The organism is Mesobacillus jeotgali, assembly GCF_014856545.2.
Lineage (GTDB): Bacteria > Bacillota > Bacilli > Bacillales > Cytobacillaceae > Mesobacillus.
On sequence record NZ_CP109811.1, the window covers coordinates 1,950,265 to 1,964,583 of the forward strand.

Below are 14,319 nucleotides of genomic sequence, written 5' to 3' on the forward strand. Positions count from 1 at the left end.
CGGAATCAATATGGTTTCGTACTCTTTTTGTTTGGAATAAATAATGGGAATTCATGTTAAAATCAATTTGGGTTATGACTAAAAGTAGAATACAAGTAATTTCATTAATATATTTTTTTCATCACCTTGCAACCAGAAAGTGGTTGACTTCGCCTAAAGAATAGAAGCAAACAAGGAGGTGCTGCTTTTGGAACAGAAAGAATTGATGCTGCGAATCCAGAATGGAGATGAGTCAGCATTCGCTGAATTATTGAATCCATTGATTGAAAAGGCATATAAAACGAGCTATAGTATTGTCCGGTCAAAGGAAGAGGCAGAAGAAGTCGTCCAAAACGCTATGCTTGAAGCATATCGGAATATCATGGCCGGTAAGGAAATTGTCTATTTTAATACCTGGTTTTACAAGTTGGTTTCACACCGGTCCATTGATAGCGTAAGAAAGAGTGCAAGAAAGAAGGAAACGGTAATTGAAATTGAAACGTTACAAGATCATTGGGGAGTAGTAGACGCGGTGATTCAGGAAGAAATGCATCTTGAAATCAATCAAGGAATTCAGTCTCTCAAAAACGGAGATTATCGGAATGTGCTGCTCTTATACTATTATCAAGATTTTTCTATCCAGGAGGTTTCAGAAATGCTTGGCATAAAAACCTCAACAGTCAAATCACATCTTCACAGGGCCAGAAAAGCTCTAAAGACTAGGCTAATGGAAAATCAAATGATAGGGGTGAGCACATAATGAATAAGGAAGATAAGATGATCAAAAGAGAGATAGAGGAAGACATGGATAAGATTGAGGTGCCATCTTCTCTTTATGATTTTGCCAAAAATATTAAGAAGGAAGAAAGACAAAGGAAATCAACTGGAAGAATTAGCAGAAAGAGAACTTTACAGGTCGCCGCAGCAGCTGTGATTGCTCTTGGGGTAACGGCTGGTTCGGCATTCTATAATCCTTCTGTAGCAGAAATGGCTTCTAAAATCCCTTACCTGGGACAGGTTTTCCAGACGAAACCTGTTAATACCATGCTTCGGGATGCACTGGAAAAAGAAGGGTATGATAACTTCTCCCTAGGGATGACACCGGGTGAAGTGACCAGTTTTGAAATCAGGATTAAAGGTTCTGAAAAGGATGCTGACCGTGAGCGGGAGAAAATAACCGCAATAACAGATAAAGTCCTCAAAAGTAAAGGATATGATGCTTATAAAATCAAAGTCAGCTCCTACCTTCCTCAAGTTACACCACTGACGAAGGAGGAAGAGGAATTAACCAAGCTTGGTGAAAACCTAGAAGCTGCCCTAAAGCAAGCAGGGTTTGACATTCTATATGTAAATCCGTTCAATAGCCAGATTGAAGTTGCTATACCAAAAACAGAAACAAGTGCAGAAGAAATTAAAAAGGCAACAATTCAAGCAGCCAATAATAATGGTTACGAAAGAGAGGTTACCATAGAAATTGTCGATATAGAAAAAAATAACCGCGAAGATATATGGCTGGGTTATATGAGAAGCATATATGAAGGAATGGCTCTGAAAAAAGAGTATCACGTAACCGGTTATGGGTATTCATACAAAAATAATAAAATGAAAATGATCATAAAAACTAATTTGAAGCCATCTGATAAGGAAGCAGAAGAAACGGTAAACAACATTCGTGAGGAAATCGTTAAGTTTGTTGAAAGTGAAAAACAGAATTCAAATGTAAAGGAAGATGAATACGAGATAATAATCCGCGATAAAAGTGGAAATGACTTGCCATATTAAGAGAATGTCAAAAAAGCGGCAACCTCCGCTTTTTTTTTGTTCAAGTATAAAATTGAATGAGGAAACAAATAATGGTAAAATAAAAAACGAACTGATGTTCCTAATTATTAGAAAGAGGTGCTGAAATGATTACAGGAATTGTTCCTTATTTAGTGACAAATGGAAATGGCCAGAAAGCAGTGAAGTTTTACCAGGAGGCACTTGGAGCCGAAGTGGTTAGTCTGCAAACATTTGGTGATATGCCTGCGAATCCTGAATACCCGCTTCCTGAAGAAGCAAAAAATCGAGTATTGAACGCCCAGATGAACATTGGAAATGCGAAATTGATGCTATCTGATACATTTCCTGGATACCCATTTCAGCTTGGATCTCAAGTCACAATCGCATTAATGGTGGATAATCCCTCTGAAGCTCAGACAATTTTTGAGAAGCTTCAAGCAGGCGGAAAGGTTACAATGCCACTTCAGGAGACCTTCTGGAGTCCCGCTTACGGCCAGGTGACAGATCAATTTGGTGTCGAGTGGCAAGTATCAACAGAAATGAAGAAATAAATCCTGAGCTGGACTGTTAAGGCAGTCTGGCTTATTTTTGATATAGAGATTGAAAAGATGAACGATGTGGAATCAATGATAATATTAACTTCGCTTAACAGGAGGTAAAGAAATGACAGAAAAGTTTGAAGGGAAGACAGTCGTCATAACCGGCGGATCTAATGGTATTGGTAAAGGGCTTGCCGAAGCATATGCAAAAGAGAACGCGAATGTATGTATTGCAGATATAGATGAAACGAAGGGGAAAGAGTTGGTTTCCAGCCTAAAAGAGTTGGGTGGACAAGCTGCCTTTTACAAAACAGATGTCAGGAAAGAAGAGGATCTTGTCAGCCTGGTAGATCGTGTTATCAATGATTTCGGTCAGATTGATGTATTGATCAATAATGCCGGGGTGTCAAGGTTCAAGCCTTTATTTGAGCTTACTACTGAGGAATGGGAAGATGTTGTTTTTACCAATCTCAGAAGTGTATTCATTGGATCCCGTGAAGCTGCCAAAAGGATGAACGAAGGTGGACGGATCATTAATATAGCATCAACAAGGGCGACTATGTCTGAACCGAATTCCGAAGCTTATGCTTCCTCTAAAGGAGGAATTGTTGCATTGACACATGCCCTTGCCGCTTCGCTTCAAGAGAAAGGGATCACAGTCAACTCGATAAGTCCAGGCTGGATCCAGACAGAAGATTATGATGGCTTACGTGAAAAAGACCATCTTCAGCATTGGTCCAACCGTGTCGGGAGGCCGGAGGATATAGCTAAAGCATGTCTCTATTTAGCTGACCCGGGGAACGATTTTATTAATGGCCAGGACCTTGTTATTGATGGCGGTATGACGCGGAAAATGATCTATGAAGAGTAAAATAAATGAGAGGGGGCTGCGAAAATAATAGCGGCTCCCTTTCAACTTTGAATGATTTTTTATAAAATAAGAGGAAGAAGTAAAGTATTTGGGAGAGAAATCATGAATGAAATACAGTAAAAAGAAACCCAAAAAGAAAAAGCAAGTGCAGAGAAACTTCAATCTGGCTATTTTATTGTTTGTGAGCTTTGTTGGTTTTTTCCTGCTTGATAGATTCCTAGAGTTATATAATGATAATTTCAAAAAAATGAATGTTGGCGTTAATAGTTCAATCGGTGAAGTAGCCAAATATACTCCGATGATTGAGGAAGAATTGAAAAAAGTGGGAATGGACGATCACACCGTCACAGTCGCAGCTTTAATGATGCAGGAGAGCAGAGGGGAAGGCGGCGACCCAATGCAAGCTTCTGAATCATTGGGATTGGCTCCTAATACCATACAGGATCCGCAACAGAGCATTCAGCAAGGTGTAAAGTACTATCAACGTGTCGTGAATCATGGTAACAAAATGCAGGTGGATTTCCCGACTATCATCCAATCATACAATATGGGAATTGGTTATATTGATTTTATAGCTAGAAACGGCGGGAAGCATAGCGAGGAGCTGGCAAAAAAGTTTTCCATGATCCAGGTAGAAAAAAATCCGCAAACCTATGATTGCGGCGGGGACAAAGACAATTTCCGCTATCCTTATTGCTACGGCGATTTCACTTATAGTACGAAGGTGGCCAAACATATGGAGTCCATTACAGTTAGCAATCCAGATAATTTTACAGAAGAAAATACAAAAAGTTCTTTTTAGGTTGCATGATATGATAAACCAAACATCCGGGGTTCCGGGTGTTTTTATTGTGAAAAATATTTTTTGAGGCAGCAGGAAAAAAGAATGAACACGGTAAATATATTAGTAATAAATACCCATACTAATTATCAGGAGGTGTGTACAAATGTTCGAATATGGCAAGGACATTCCGTTGGACGGTGCGGTTGTGAATCAAGCAGAACAACAAGGAGCTGGCGAGGAACAGGGAGTCACAGAGGGAGCTGTTTTCAGCTTCGACCATCGCAAAGACATTCCATTGGACGGAGTAAAATAAGCAGAAAAAAAAGCCTGAAAGAAAACAGGCTTTTTTGCTGTGTTAAAATTGTTTAGCGAGCTCATTGGCGCGTTGAATGGCTTGCTGCTTGATTTCTTGTGCTTTATCAGGCATAGCAGCCATACCCTCAATTGCCAGTGTTTCAGCATCGGTGATTCCCATGAATGCAAGAACAGCACGAAGGTAGCGGTCGCCGAACTCCAGATCCTTAGCAGGACCTTCTGAATAGATACCGCCGCGCGCCTGGATGTGAAGAGCCTTCTTGCCTCCAAGTAAACCAACTGGACCCTCTGCCGTATATTTGAATGTTTTTCCGGCAATCGCGATGTTATCGATATAAGCTTTCATTTTTGGCGGGAAGCTGAAGTTCCAGAATGGTGTTACAAAAATATATTTATCCCCGGCAACAAACTGATCTGTCAGTTTATTGATGGCGCTCACTTTTTGTTTTTCATCGTCGCTTAGCTGTTCGAAAGCCGAACCTTGCTGTAATTTACCCCAGCCGCTGAAAACATCTGTATCAATAAATGGTATGTCCATTTTATAAAGGTCCAATCTGACGATCTCATCTTCAGGATTGTTTTCACGATAGGCTTTAATAAACTCCTCACCAACCGATAAACTGAACGATTCCTCAACCGGCTTCGGATTTGCTGTAATGTAAAGTACTGTTGCCATGAATAGTCATCCTTTCTATATCTGATTAACATTGATATATTCCCCTGTTTACTAGCGAGTATTCCACTTTCGAATAAAAAAACTGTAAAACATCGGATTTCGTGACTACCAAACAGGTGAAAATTATAATAAAAAGTGAGAAAGTTTTGAATTCGACATAATTAGTGGATTTTTTCGGCATCTTTAGACAAACGCTGACTGAACGTTTTCCTATAATAAAGACAAAAGCTTGTCTGCAGAGGAGGGGATCATGTGAGATCCTACCAGCTATATCTAATAGAAGATGAATTTGCCTCCCATTATTTCGGAAGAGAACGGATGTTTTATCAATTGTTTTTGGAATATAGTCAAGCAAACCATGACCTGAAATCTATCATTGCCAAGCAAGTTAAATTTGTTACGAAATCCATTCCTGTGCTTCGCATCCATCAGCTCCTTCATCAACAGCTTTCCAAGGCTAAAGGATTTCATGTTGAGAACGGCATATACATTTATGAAAACAACTCAAATAATAGTTCAGCCACGCTTAAAGTCCATGAAAGGTGGCTGGAGTTAGACTCACATGGTCAAGTCGACGCAGAAACAGTCTTTTTTGAAATTCTTCGGAAATGTGAATCATCCTTCCTTGCCATCGACCTTGAATCACATAAGTACGGCTGGCTGAAGCCGATTAAAGAACGAAAATATGTATAGTGAAGGCAGATGTAACAATTGGTGGTTCCATTCTTCGCTGATGAATGCAAAAAGTTTTGAAATTGAATTGATTTAATAGAGAAAAAAACCTGCAGATATTGTATAATAGCTGTTGGTTTAGTACACTGTATGTTAGACAACATGAAGGAGGAAGTTTTATGTGGGATCTAATTCTAGTTGGTATACTGGCATTAGTTGTCGGTGTAGCGCTAGGATTTTTCATTGCTCGTAAATACATGGAGAGCTACTTAAAGAAAAATCCGCCAATCAACGAACAAATGCTTAAAATGATGATGATGCAGATGGGTATGAAACCATCCCAGAAGAAAATCAATCAAATGATGTCAGCAATGAACAAGCAGACAGGAAAATAAAAAGGACAAGCACTCATTCATTCTAATGATGGGTGCTTTTCTTTTTGTTGTTTTCCCCTTAAGGCGACATTTTAAGTGTCGAAGAGATCAAACGACCAAGGAGAAAAGTTTAATGGACATTTTAAAGAGTAAGAGGGCTCGAAATGTCCAAGAAGAGGGATTTAATAGACATTTTGAAGTGTGGCAGGAATAGAAATGTCCAAGAAAAGGGCTTTGATAGACAATTTGAAGTATGGGTCTTCTAATAAAATGTATGCAAAAAAACAACGCCGGAAAATGGCGTTATTTTTGTTTGTTTGATTTGTCCTCGTCCTTATTTTTTGCACCTTGCTGAAATATTGAATCGAAAAATTCGTCTGCCGTTTCCATTACGCCGCCGTGAAGCTGACCGTCAGCCCCAACTTTGTTTTTATCACCTTTGACTGGATTATGGATTCTTACCAATGTAAGCTCACCTCCTATTATTAGGCTTTGTCATCATAGTCCAAAATAACCGGCCAGAAGCATTTGTTAAACTATGGCAGGACATCAATCGGCCAATACAGAATATGAAACCTAAGAAATTAAAAAAGGAGTTCATATTATGTACCAATATTTCAACGGACTTGTTATACGGGAAGGGACGGAAGGGATATCAGCGGAAAAGGTCGAGAAGCTTTTTGAGGACGCGGGCTGGACACGTAACACCCCGGATTGGCAAAAAGAAAAGTTTTCGCTGATATTTAAAAATTCAACCTGGGCATTTACGGTGTGGGATGAAAATGAAATGGTCGGAATGGTCAGGGTCATCTCTGATCAGATTATGGCAGCGAATATTATGGATCTGGCCGTTTTATCATCATATCGTGGGAAAGGGATTGGCCAGAAGCTAGTGCAGCTTTGCGTCCAAAAACTCCCCCATGGAGACTGGTTTGCGCATACTTCTGCCAACAATTTTAGCTTCTATGAAAAATGCGGTTTCGAGGTCAAGGATCTTTCGCAAAATGGTACATGCGCGTATTATGGGTATATTCAGGCCCGGAAAGATGGACATAGATAGGAGTGCTGTAATTGAATCATCATGAATTTGAGGCAGTCATCAAGCAGCCGGCTGCTATAAGGTATGAATACTTCATAAAAAAAGCAGCAGATTATGAAGAGATATGGGGGCTGTATAACGATGGCTGGGCAACTGCAGAAGATGACATGGGCAATGTATTGATCCCGTTTTACCCTAATGAAAAGTTCGCAGAAACATTTGCTAAGAATGAATGGGAAGGCTTTAAAGCAAAAAAAATTGAAATGGATGACTTCCTCGAGAAGTGGCTTCCGGGGATGAAGTCAGACGGGATAAAATCATCAATTTTCCCAACCGACACAGATTCTGCCGTAATGAATGTAGATATTCTGCTAAAAGACCTGAAAGCAGAGCTGGAGAATTATTGATTTGATAAGCCAAATATAAATCATATTCAAAATATACCCAATATGGTATAATTGTAACATCTTGATTTTAGAAAGAGAGAGCTGAAAAAAATGTCACGTCAATCCGAAGGTGCAGCGGCTGAGGAAAATCATCCCGAGTGGCTGCAAGATTATGTAGAATCACCTGAAAAACAAGAAGCTTTATATAAAAGAACCTTATTAATAGTTGTTCTGTCCCAGATTTTCGGCGGAGCCGGCCTTGCAGCCGGGATAACTGTAGGGGCATTGTTGGCTAAAGAAATGCTTGGCACTGATAGTGTGGCTGGTCTTCCGATAGCGCTCTTTACGTTAGGTTCTGCAGGAGCAGCTCTCATTATCGGGCGCCTTTCACAGCGTTATGGCAGGCGAGCGGGCCTGGCTTCAGGATTTTTAACTGGCGGAATTGGCGCGATTGGTGTAATCATAGCTGCAGTAACGAATAATATTTTTCTGCTTTTTGCGTCACTTTTGATCTATGGTGCCGGCAGTGCGACAAATTTACAGGCACGGTATGCAGGGACGGACCTGGCCAGTCCTAAAGAACGTGCGACAGCTGTCAGTATCGCGATGGTGTCCACGACGTTTGGTGCTGTAGCTGGTCCTAACCTTGTCGAGGTAATGGGAGAGTTTGCAACATCTGTAGGGGTACCGGCTTTGTCCGGACCATTCATTCTCGCAGCCGCAGCCTATATCGTTGCTGGATTAATACTATTGTTTTTCCTTCGTCCCGATCCGTTTGTGGTCGCAAGGGCCATAGCTTTGGCGGAACATAAAGCTAAAACCAGTTCCCATGATTATGTCGAGGAAGCACTTGTTACCGATAAACGAGGAATCGGAGTAGCGGCTTTAATCATGGTTCTCACCCAAATGGTGATGGTAGCGATTATGACGATGACTCCTGTGCACATGGGCAGCCATGGACATGGTTTAAGCGCGGTTGGTATGGTAATAGGTTTCCACATTGGAGCAATGTATCTGCCTTCTTTATTGACTGGTGTACTTGTTGATAAAATCGGACGCGCGGCGATGGCGATCGCCTCCGGAATTACACTTCTGGCTTCCGGGATTATGGCTGCTGTTGCTCCGGGTGAATCTATGTTTTGGATCACACTTGCCCTCATTCTCCTCGGTCTAGGCTGGAACTTTGGCCTAATCAGCGGAACAGCTCTGCTTGTCGATGCCACAAATCCGGCAAATCGCGCAAAAATGCAAGGTACAGTTGATGTAATGGTCGCATTGTCGGGAGCCTCCGGCGGAATGTTATCAGGCATGGTTGTGGCTAATTCAAGCTTTGCCTTCCTTTCACTTGCAGGTGGGGTACTTTCCTTAGTGTTAATACCATTTGTGATATGGACAAATAAAAAGTAATTATTTTATCTTTTGGGTCTGGATGTTTCCAGGCTCTTTTTTTTGGACATTTAAAGGTTTTTCCAGTATCTTTATTGAAAATATCTTGATGAATAATTTCAGAAAGAGATGAACGAGATGAGAAAATTAGTGCTTTTGAGTGATCTAAGAAATATGAATCCAGCTTTAATAAGGAAAATCAAAAATATAACTGGCGGCCAGTCACTTAGGCTTGCTTATATCCCGTCACGAACAGACAAAGAAAGATGGTATTTTGATAAAGCCAAGCCAGAGTTTTCGGAAATGGATATTACTGACTTCTTTTATTTTGACGTGGACGAAGACTTCGAATCATCACAGCTGGTGGAGTTTACAAGCTGTGACGCCATTTTTCTGTCAGGGGGGAATACCTATCAATTTTTGAAGAACCTGAAGGACCGGAACATTTTTAAACATATTAAACAAATGGTGAATGAGGGGAAACCTTTAATCGGTGTTAGTGCGGGCAGCATGATCATGTCCAAATCAATCAAGATTGCAGCATTCCATGATGAAAATGAAGTCCAGTTAAATGAATTAAGCGGGTTAGAACTGGTGGATTTTGAATTTATGCCTCATTGGAACAGAGAAAAAGATCAGCTGGAGGAGCTTTTAAAATATTCCCTTACTCAGGAAGAAAGCATTTTTACCTGCAATGACGGCGATGGAATAGTCATTGAAGGAGATGAAATTGAGTTTTATGGAGATATAAAGGAGATACGAAAAGGTGTGTTGATATAAATTTTGAAAAGTGTAAACCATTAAATCCCCTAACGGACAAACGGAAGGCGGCACCGTGTAAAAATGTCCGATAGAAGTGCCCTATCGGACAAACGGAAGGCGGCACGCAAGAAAAGTGTCCGATAGAAGAGCTCTATCGGACACACGGAAGGCGGAACGCATGAAAAGTGTCCGATAGATGTCTATTCTATAAGAGATCTTTTATCTTCGAAACTACATCCTTTGGGCTGAATGGCTTCAAGATGTATTCGCTGGCTCCTAATTCTGCTCCTCGTTCAAGGTCACTAGCTTCCCCTTTAGCAGAAAGCATGATGACGGGTGTGTCTTTGGTTTTCCTAATTTCCTCTAATACTGAAAAACCATCTCTTCCAGGCATTAAAAGGTCCAGAATGATGACATCATATGAATTCTGTAAAGCTTTTTCCAAAGCTGCTTCCCCATTGTCAGCAACTTCAACGACTAATGCTTCTCTTTCTAAATACATCTTTAATAAATGGCTAATTCTTTGTTCATCCTCAGCAACTAGCACTTTCTTTCCCATGTTTTCCCCCTGAAAAATCTTTGTTTATTGTAAGTATACACTATTGCCGAGTTGTTTTCTTCAATGATGAAGGAATTAATCACGGTAAAAAAATTGATTTTACAAAATGAACGTGATAATATGTGACCTATAATAATTTAATTCATACTATACATATAGGAATTATAATAATTAAATCGGAGTGAATGGAATGGGTCGGGAATTTATCCCCTTATTTGATGATTGGGCCGAATTTTACGAGGACACAGTGTCAGGAAATGATCTTGAGTATAAAGAAGTATTTGAAAATTATGATAAAATATTACAAACAGTTGCCTTAAGATCAAATGGTACCGTATTGGAGTTTGGAGTAGGAACAGGGAATCTTACTGAAAAGCTGATTTCCTTGGGAAGAGTTGTATATGGAGTAGAGCCATCTAAAGCGATGAGAGCAAAAACAAAAGCTCGATTCACGGATCTACATTTATACGATGGGGATTTCATTAACTTTCCTGACCTTCCTGGAAAAGTGGATTCGATCGTAAGCACGTATGCTTTTCATCATTTGAGCAATGAAGAAAAGGATACAGCCCTCAAATTGTACAGCAAACTCTTGGGTGATCAAGGGAAGATTGTGTTTGCTGATACTGCATTTGTAAATGAAGAACACCGGGAAGAACGACATCGAATCGTAAAAGAGCAGGGGCATGAGAATTTGCTTGCGGATCTAAAGAGAGAATACTATACAACCCTCGAAATTTTGGAGAGGCTTTTCGAGAAAAACGGATTTCAGGTTTCTTTTGAAAAAATGAACTCTTATGTTTGGCTGATGGAAGCTGTTAAAGTAAGTAAAAATTAATATGGTATTGGAGAGTTGCAGCAATGAGAGTTGGAATAATCGGAGCAATGGATGAAGAGGTTGATTTACTGCGCAGCAAGCTAGAAGAAAGGAAAGATACGATTCTAGCTGGAAGTGAATTTTATCAAGGGAAGATTGATAGTTTAGAAGTTGTGCTGCTGAAATCTGGCATCGGAAAAGTGAATGCGGCATTGGGAACGGCATTATTGATTGAGAAATTCGAGCCGGACGTCATTATCAATACTGGATCTGCAGGCGGCTTCCACAAGGATCTCAATGTTGGGGATGTGGTCATTTCTACTGAAGTGAGACACCATGACGTTGATGTTACGATTTTTGGGTATGAATATGGCCAGGTCCCGAGGATGCCAGCATATTTTGCTCCGGATGATAAGCTTGTAGCTGCAGCAGTAAAGAGCGCAGAACAAATTGATGGTATCCAGGTTGTTAATGGATTGATCGCATCTGGCGATTCCTTTATGAATGACCGAGAGAGAGTTGAATTCATCAGGACCAAGCTGCCCGATTTATATGCTGCGGAAATGGAGGCAGCTGCAATCGCGCAGGTAGCATATCAATTTGAAAAACCATTTGTCATTATCAGGTCGCTCTCCGATATTGCCGGCAAAGAGTCGAACATTTCATTTGACCAATTCTTGGAAACAGCAGCGAAAAATTCCGCAGAACTAATTTTACTAATGTTAGAGGAGTTGAAGAAGTAATGGTAAAGAAAATGAATGTTGAAAGTTTTAATTTAGATCACACGAAGGTGGCTGCACCATATATACGTTTGGCAGGAACAACACAGGGTGCCTATGGAGATGTAATTCATAAATATGATATCCGCTTTTGCCAGCCGAACAAGGAACATATGGAGATGCCTGGCCTTCACTCACTAGAACATTTAATGGCAGAAAACATTCGCAATCATCATGCGAGTGTCGTTGATATAAGTCCAATGGGCTGCCAGACTGGTTTTTATTTGTCAGTGATCAACCATGATGACTACGACAATATTCTAGAGGTTTTAGAAGATACTCTTAAAGATGTGCTTGAAGCAGATGAGGTTCCTGCCTGCAATGAAATTCAGTGCGGCTGGGCTGCAAGCCACAGCCTAGAGGGAGCAAAAGAAATCGCAGCAAAAATGCTGGCAAAGAAAGATGAGTGGCGCCAGGTATTTGCTGAATAAGGAGAGTTAAAGGCAATGACGGTTTACCGCAGTGTCCATGAATTGATAGGACTTACACCAATGGTTGAACTTACTCAATTCCATTTGCCTGCCGATGTCCGCTTATACGCAAAGCTGGAATACTTAAACCCAGGAGGCAGCATAAAAGACCGGCTGGGAGTAGAGTTGCTAGACGAGGCATTCCGTACAGGCAAGTTGGAAAAAGGCGGCACTCTGATTGAGCCGACTGCCGGCAACACAGGGATCGGGCTGGCGTTGGCAGCAATCAACAAGGGGATTAATGTTATCCTTGTTGTCCCGGAAAAGTTCAGCTTGGAAAAACAAACGTTGATGAGAGCACTTGGTGCCAACATCATCCATACACCTACATCGGAAGGGATGGCTGGAGCAATCCGCAAAACGGAACAATTGCTTGAAGAAATCCCTAACTCCTACTCACCATCTCAATTTTCCAATCCGTCAAATCCAGAAACTTATTATAAGACGTTGGGACCTGAGATTTGGCAAGACTTAGATGGCAAAATTGATATTTTCATAGCTGGTGCCGGTACTGGAGGAACATTCATGGGTACTGCGAAGTTTTTAAAAGAGAAAAATCCAATGATAAAGACCGTTATTGTTGAACCCGAAGGATCGATTCTAAATGGAGGTCAGTCTGGTCCGCATAAAACAGAAGGAATCGGAATGGAATTCCTTCCGCCATTTATGGACTCTGCTTTATTTGATGAGATCTATACCATCTCCGATAATGATGCATTTGACACTGTGAAAAAACTCGCGTCTAGAGAGGGAATACTTGCTGCAAGCTCATCTGGCGCAGTTCTTCATGCAGCTTTACAAGAAGCTCGAAAAGCCCCTCCTGGCACCAACATTGTTACCGTCTTTCCGGACGGCAGTGAGCGTTACTTAAGCAAAAAAATCTATGAGGGGGGAATTTAAATGAAGCGCAAAACAAAAATGATACACGGCGGTATTCCCGGCGATAAAACTACTGGCGCTGTTTCATTTCCAATTTACCAGGTAAGTACTTACAAGCAAGACGAGGTAGGAGTCCATAAAGGGTATGAATATTCACGGACAGGCAATCCAACCAGGTTTGCTTTAGAAGAGCTGATTAAGGATTTGGAGGAAGGGAAAAGAGGATTTGCCTTTGGTTCCGGAATGGCGGCAATCACAGCCGTGATGATGCTCTTTAACTCAGGAGACCACATCATTTTGACTGATGATGTTTATGGCGGGACTTACAGAGTAATGAACAAGGTCCTAAACCGGATTGGCATTGAATCAACATTTGTCGACACAACAGACCTTGAAGCGGTGAAGGCTTCGATTCAGCCAAATACTAAAGCCATCTATATCGAGACTCCAACAAATCCGCTCTTAAAAGTAACAGACATTAAGGCCTGTGCAGAGCTTGCAAAAGAACATGGATTGCTGACAATCGTGGACAATACCTTCAGCACACCATACTGGCAGACACCGTTGACTTTGGGTGCTGATATGGTCCTTCATTCCGCGACTAAATATCTAGGTGGCCACAGTGATGTAGTGGCAGGGTTGGTCGTCGTGAATGATGAAAAGCTTGCAGACGATCTTCATTTTGTCCAAAACTCAACCGGAGGGATCCTTGGCCCGCAGGATTCCTGGCTGCTTGTGCGGGGAATTAAAACCCTGGGTCTTCGAATGGAAGCGCACGAGGCAAACACGAAGAAGATCGTCGAGTTTCTATCAGAACACAAGGGTGTGGAGAAAATCTATTATCCCGGTCTCGAAACTCATCCACAGCATGCCATTGCAAAGGAACAGGCAGGAGGATTTGGAGGCATGGTCAGCTTTGATGTAGGAAGCGCTGAAAAAGCGGCTGAGGTATTAAGCAAGGTAAAATATTTCACACTTGCTGAGAGTCTTGGCGCGGTGGAAAGCTTAATATCTGTTCCAGCTAAAATGACCCATGCATCTATTCCTGCAGAGAGAAGAGCAGTATTAGGAATTACCGACGGGTTGATCAGAATCTCGGTCGGAATTGAAGATGCCGAAGACTTAATAGAGGATTTGGAGCAGGCGTTGCAATAGGAATCCGATTGGCGCCCGAAAATCCGAATTTATGAAAAACAGGTCACCAATAGAATAATAGAATGAAAACAGGCACCGAATTCAACCGGTGCCTT

Annotated in this window: 20 protein-coding genes; 17 read left to right on the plus strand and 3 right to left on the minus strand. The window is 41.2% G+C overall.

Going from position 1 to position 14,319, the window contains the following annotated elements:
* Positions 1-187: 187 nt before the first annotated feature.
* The 6 genes from FOF60_RS09645 (at position 188) to FOF60_RS09670 (ending at position 4,268) form a co-directional block, all read left to right on the plus strand.
* Positions 188-739, plus strand: coding sequence for an RNA polymerase sigma factor (locus FOF60_RS09645; protein WP_192471283.1), 552 nt, complete (start codon positions 188-190; stop codon positions 737-739).
* Entirely contained in the window at positions 739-1,761 is a 1,023-nt protein-coding gene (locus FOF60_RS09650) for a DUF4179 domain-containing protein (RefSeq protein ID WP_192471284.1), read from the plus strand. Before FOF60_RS09645 ends, FOF60_RS09650 begins: the two co-directional genes overlap by 1 nt.
* Positions 1,762-1,886: 125 nt before the next feature.
* Complete coding sequence (locus FOF60_RS09655; protein WP_192471285.1) at positions 1,887-2,312, plus strand: VOC family protein; 426 nt, start codon at positions 1,887-1,889, stop codon at positions 2,310-2,312.
* Positions 2,313-2,424: 112 nt separating this feature from the next.
* Complete coding sequence (locus tag FOF60_RS09660) at positions 2,425-3,171, plus strand: SDR family NAD(P)-dependent oxidoreductase (protein ID WP_192471286.1); 747 nt, start codon at positions 2,425-2,427, stop codon at positions 3,169-3,171.
* 106 nt (positions 3,172-3,277) lie between these two features.
* On the plus strand, positions 3,278-3,973 hold the full coding sequence (locus FOF60_RS09665; protein WP_192471287.1) for a lysozyme family protein: 696 nt from the start codon (positions 3,278-3,280) through the stop codon (positions 3,971-3,973).
* Between the two features lie 145 nt (positions 3,974-4,118).
* Positions 4,119-4,268: a hypothetical protein gene (locus tag FOF60_RS09670; RefSeq protein WP_192471288.1), complete on the plus strand. Its 150-nt coding sequence runs from the start codon at positions 4,119-4,121 to the stop codon at positions 4,266-4,268.
* Positions 4,269-4,310: 42 nt separating this feature from the next.
* Here the strand turns inward: FOF60_RS09670 and FOF60_RS09675 are convergent, their stop codons facing one another.
* A complete protein-coding gene (locus tag FOF60_RS09675) occupies positions 4,311-4,946 on the minus strand; it encodes an FMN-dependent NADH-azoreductase (RefSeq protein WP_192471289.1) in 636 nt (211 codons plus the stop codon).
* A 252-nt stretch (positions 4,947-5,198) separates the two neighbouring features.
* On the opposite strand from FOF60_RS09675, the gene sirA reads away from it, so the two are divergent.
* Together sirA and FOF60_RS09685 are read left to right on the plus strand one after the other, a co-directional pair.
* On the plus strand, positions 5,199-5,639 hold the full coding sequence (gene sirA / locus FOF60_RS09680) for a sporulation inhibitor of replication protein SirA (RefSeq protein ID WP_192471290.1): 441 nt from the start codon (positions 5,199-5,201) through the stop codon (positions 5,637-5,639).
* Between the two features lie 158 nt (positions 5,640-5,797).
* On the plus strand, positions 5,798-6,013 hold the full coding sequence (locus FOF60_RS09685; RefSeq protein WP_041966564.1) for a YneF family protein: 216 nt from the start codon (positions 5,798-5,800) through the stop codon (positions 6,011-6,013).
* Positions 6,014-6,295: 282 nt separating this feature from the next.
* Here FOF60_RS09685 and FOF60_RS09690 read toward each other — a convergent pair whose 3' ends face one another.
* Entirely contained in the window at positions 6,296-6,457 is a 162-nt protein-coding gene (locus FOF60_RS09690) for a hypothetical protein (RefSeq protein WP_192471291.1), read from the minus strand.
* 139 nt (positions 6,458-6,596) lie between these two features.
* Between FOF60_RS09690 and FOF60_RS09695 the strand changes: the two genes are divergently transcribed.
* From FOF60_RS09695 to FOF60_RS09710, 4 genes are all read left to right on the plus strand, one after another.
* Positions 6,597-7,052, plus strand: coding sequence for a GNAT family N-acetyltransferase (locus FOF60_RS09695; protein ID WP_192471292.1), 456 nt, complete (start codon positions 6,597-6,599; stop codon positions 7,050-7,052).
* An 11-nt stretch (positions 7,053-7,063) separates the two neighbouring features.
* Positions 7,064-7,438, plus strand: coding sequence for a DUF2750 domain-containing protein (locus FOF60_RS09700; RefSeq protein ID WP_192471293.1), 375 nt, complete (start codon positions 7,064-7,066; stop codon positions 7,436-7,438).
* A gap of 90 nt (positions 7,439-7,528) precedes the next feature.
* Positions 7,529-8,824: an MFS transporter gene (locus FOF60_RS09705; protein ID WP_192471294.1), complete on the plus strand. Its 1,296-nt coding sequence runs from the start codon at positions 7,529-7,531 to the stop codon at positions 8,822-8,824.
* Between the two features lie 117 nt (positions 8,825-8,941).
* A complete protein-coding gene (locus FOF60_RS09710) occupies positions 8,942-9,583 on the plus strand; it encodes a Type 1 glutamine amidotransferase-like domain-containing protein (protein ID WP_192471295.1) in 642 nt (213 codons plus the stop codon).
* Positions 9,584-9,770: 187 nt separating this feature from the next.
* On the opposite strand, the gene FOF60_RS09715 is transcribed toward FOF60_RS09710, so the two are convergent.
* On the minus strand, positions 9,771-10,124 hold the full coding sequence (locus FOF60_RS09715; protein WP_192471296.1) for a response regulator transcription factor: 354 nt from the start codon (positions 10,122-10,124) through the stop codon (positions 9,771-9,773).
* 190 nt (positions 10,125-10,314) lie between these two features.
* On the opposite strand from FOF60_RS09715, the gene FOF60_RS09720 reads away from it, so the two are divergent.
* The 5 genes from FOF60_RS09720 to FOF60_RS09740 are packed head-to-tail and all read left to right on the plus strand — an operon-like array spanning position 10,315 to position 14,224.
* The gene (locus tag FOF60_RS09720) at positions 10,315-10,962 is read left to right on the plus strand and encodes a class I SAM-dependent DNA methyltransferase (protein WP_192471297.1); all 648 of its coding nucleotides are present in this window, start codon (positions 10,315-10,317) and stop codon (positions 10,960-10,962) included.
* Between the two features lie 23 nt (positions 10,963-10,985).
* Positions 10,986-11,684 (plus strand): 5'-methylthioadenosine/S-adenosylhomocysteine nucleosidase, encoded by a 699-nt coding sequence (gene mtnN, locus FOF60_RS09725; protein WP_192471298.1) that lies wholly within the window; start codon positions 10,986-10,988, stop codon positions 11,682-11,684.
* Positions 11,684-12,151 carry an S-ribosylhomocysteine lyase gene (locus tag FOF60_RS09730; RefSeq protein ID WP_192471299.1) on the plus strand — a complete coding sequence of 156 codons (468 nt, stop codon included), beginning with the start codon at positions 11,684-11,686 and terminating at the stop codon, positions 12,149-12,151. The genes mtnN and FOF60_RS09730 overlap by 1 nt, the downstream gene beginning before the upstream one ends.
* Positions 12,152-12,166: 15 nt before the next feature.
* Entirely contained in the window at positions 12,167-13,090 is a 924-nt protein-coding gene (locus FOF60_RS09735; protein WP_192471300.1) for a PLP-dependent cysteine synthase family protein, read from the plus strand.
* Positions 13,091-14,224 carry a bifunctional cystathionine gamma-lyase/homocysteine desulfhydrase gene (locus FOF60_RS09740; RefSeq protein ID WP_192471301.1) on the plus strand — a complete coding sequence of 378 codons (1,134 nt, stop codon included), beginning with the start codon at positions 13,091-13,093 and terminating at the stop codon, positions 14,222-14,224. It begins immediately after the preceding gene.
* Positions 14,225-14,319: the final 95 nt, after the last annotated feature.

Bases quoted from the DNA above. Each gene is read 5' to 3' on its own strand.
- FOF60_RS09710 (WP_192471295.1), top strand. From the start codon at position 8,942: ATGAGAAAATTAGTGCTTTTGAGTGATCTAAGAAATATGAATCCAGCT.
- FOF60_RS09735 (WP_192471300.1), top strand. From the start codon at position 12,167: ATGACGGTTTACCGCAGTGTCCATGAATTGATAGGACTTACACCAATG.
- FOF60_RS09660 (WP_192471286.1), top strand. From the start codon at position 2,425: ATGACAGAAAAGTTTGAAGGGAAGACAGTCGTCATAACCGGCGGATCT.
- mtnN (WP_192471298.1), top strand. From the start codon at position 10,986: ATGAGAGTTGGAATAATCGGAGCAATGGATGAAGAGGTTGATTTACTG.
- FOF60_RS09665 (WP_192471287.1), top strand. From the start codon at position 3,278: ATGAAATACAGTAAAAAGAAACCCAAAAAGAAAAAGCAAGTGCAGAGA.
- FOF60_RS09720 (WP_192471297.1), top strand. From the start codon at position 10,315: ATGGGTCGGGAATTTATCCCCTTATTTGATGATTGGGCCGAATTTTAC.
- FOF60_RS09695 (WP_192471292.1), top strand. From the start codon at position 6,597: ATGTACCAATATTTCAACGGACTTGTTATACGGGAAGGGACGGAAGGG.
- FOF60_RS09705 (WP_192471294.1), top strand. From the start codon at position 7,529: ATGTCACGTCAATCCGAAGGTGCAGCGGCTGAGGAAAATCATCCCGAG.
- FOF60_RS09650 (WP_192471284.1), top strand. From the start codon at position 739: ATGAATAAGGAAGATAAGATGATCAAAAGAGAGATAGAGGAAGACATG.
- FOF60_RS09655 (WP_192471285.1), top strand. From the start codon at position 1,887: ATGATTACAGGAATTGTTCCTTATTTAGTGACAAATGGAAATGGCCAG.
- FOF60_RS09730 (WP_192471299.1), top strand. From the start codon at position 11,684: ATGGTAAAGAAAATGAATGTTGAAAGTTTTAATTTAGATCACACGAAG.
- FOF60_RS09685 (WP_041966564.1), top strand. From the start codon at position 5,798: ATGTGGGATCTAATTCTAGTTGGTATACTGGCATTAGTTGTCGGTGTA.
- FOF60_RS09715 (WP_192471296.1), bottom strand. From the start codon at position 10,124: ATGGGAAAGAAAGTGCTAGTTGCTGAGGATGAACAAAGAATTAGCCAT.
- FOF60_RS09670 (WP_192471288.1), top strand. From the start codon at position 4,119: ATGTTCGAATATGGCAAGGACATTCCGTTGGACGGTGCGGTTGTGAAT.
- FOF60_RS09740 (WP_192471301.1), top strand. From the start codon at position 13,091: ATGAAGCGCAAAACAAAAATGATACACGGCGGTATTCCCGGCGATAAA.
- FOF60_RS09675 (WP_192471289.1), bottom strand. From the start codon at position 4,946: ATGGCAACAGTACTTTACATTACAGCAAATCCGAAGCCGGTTGAGGAA.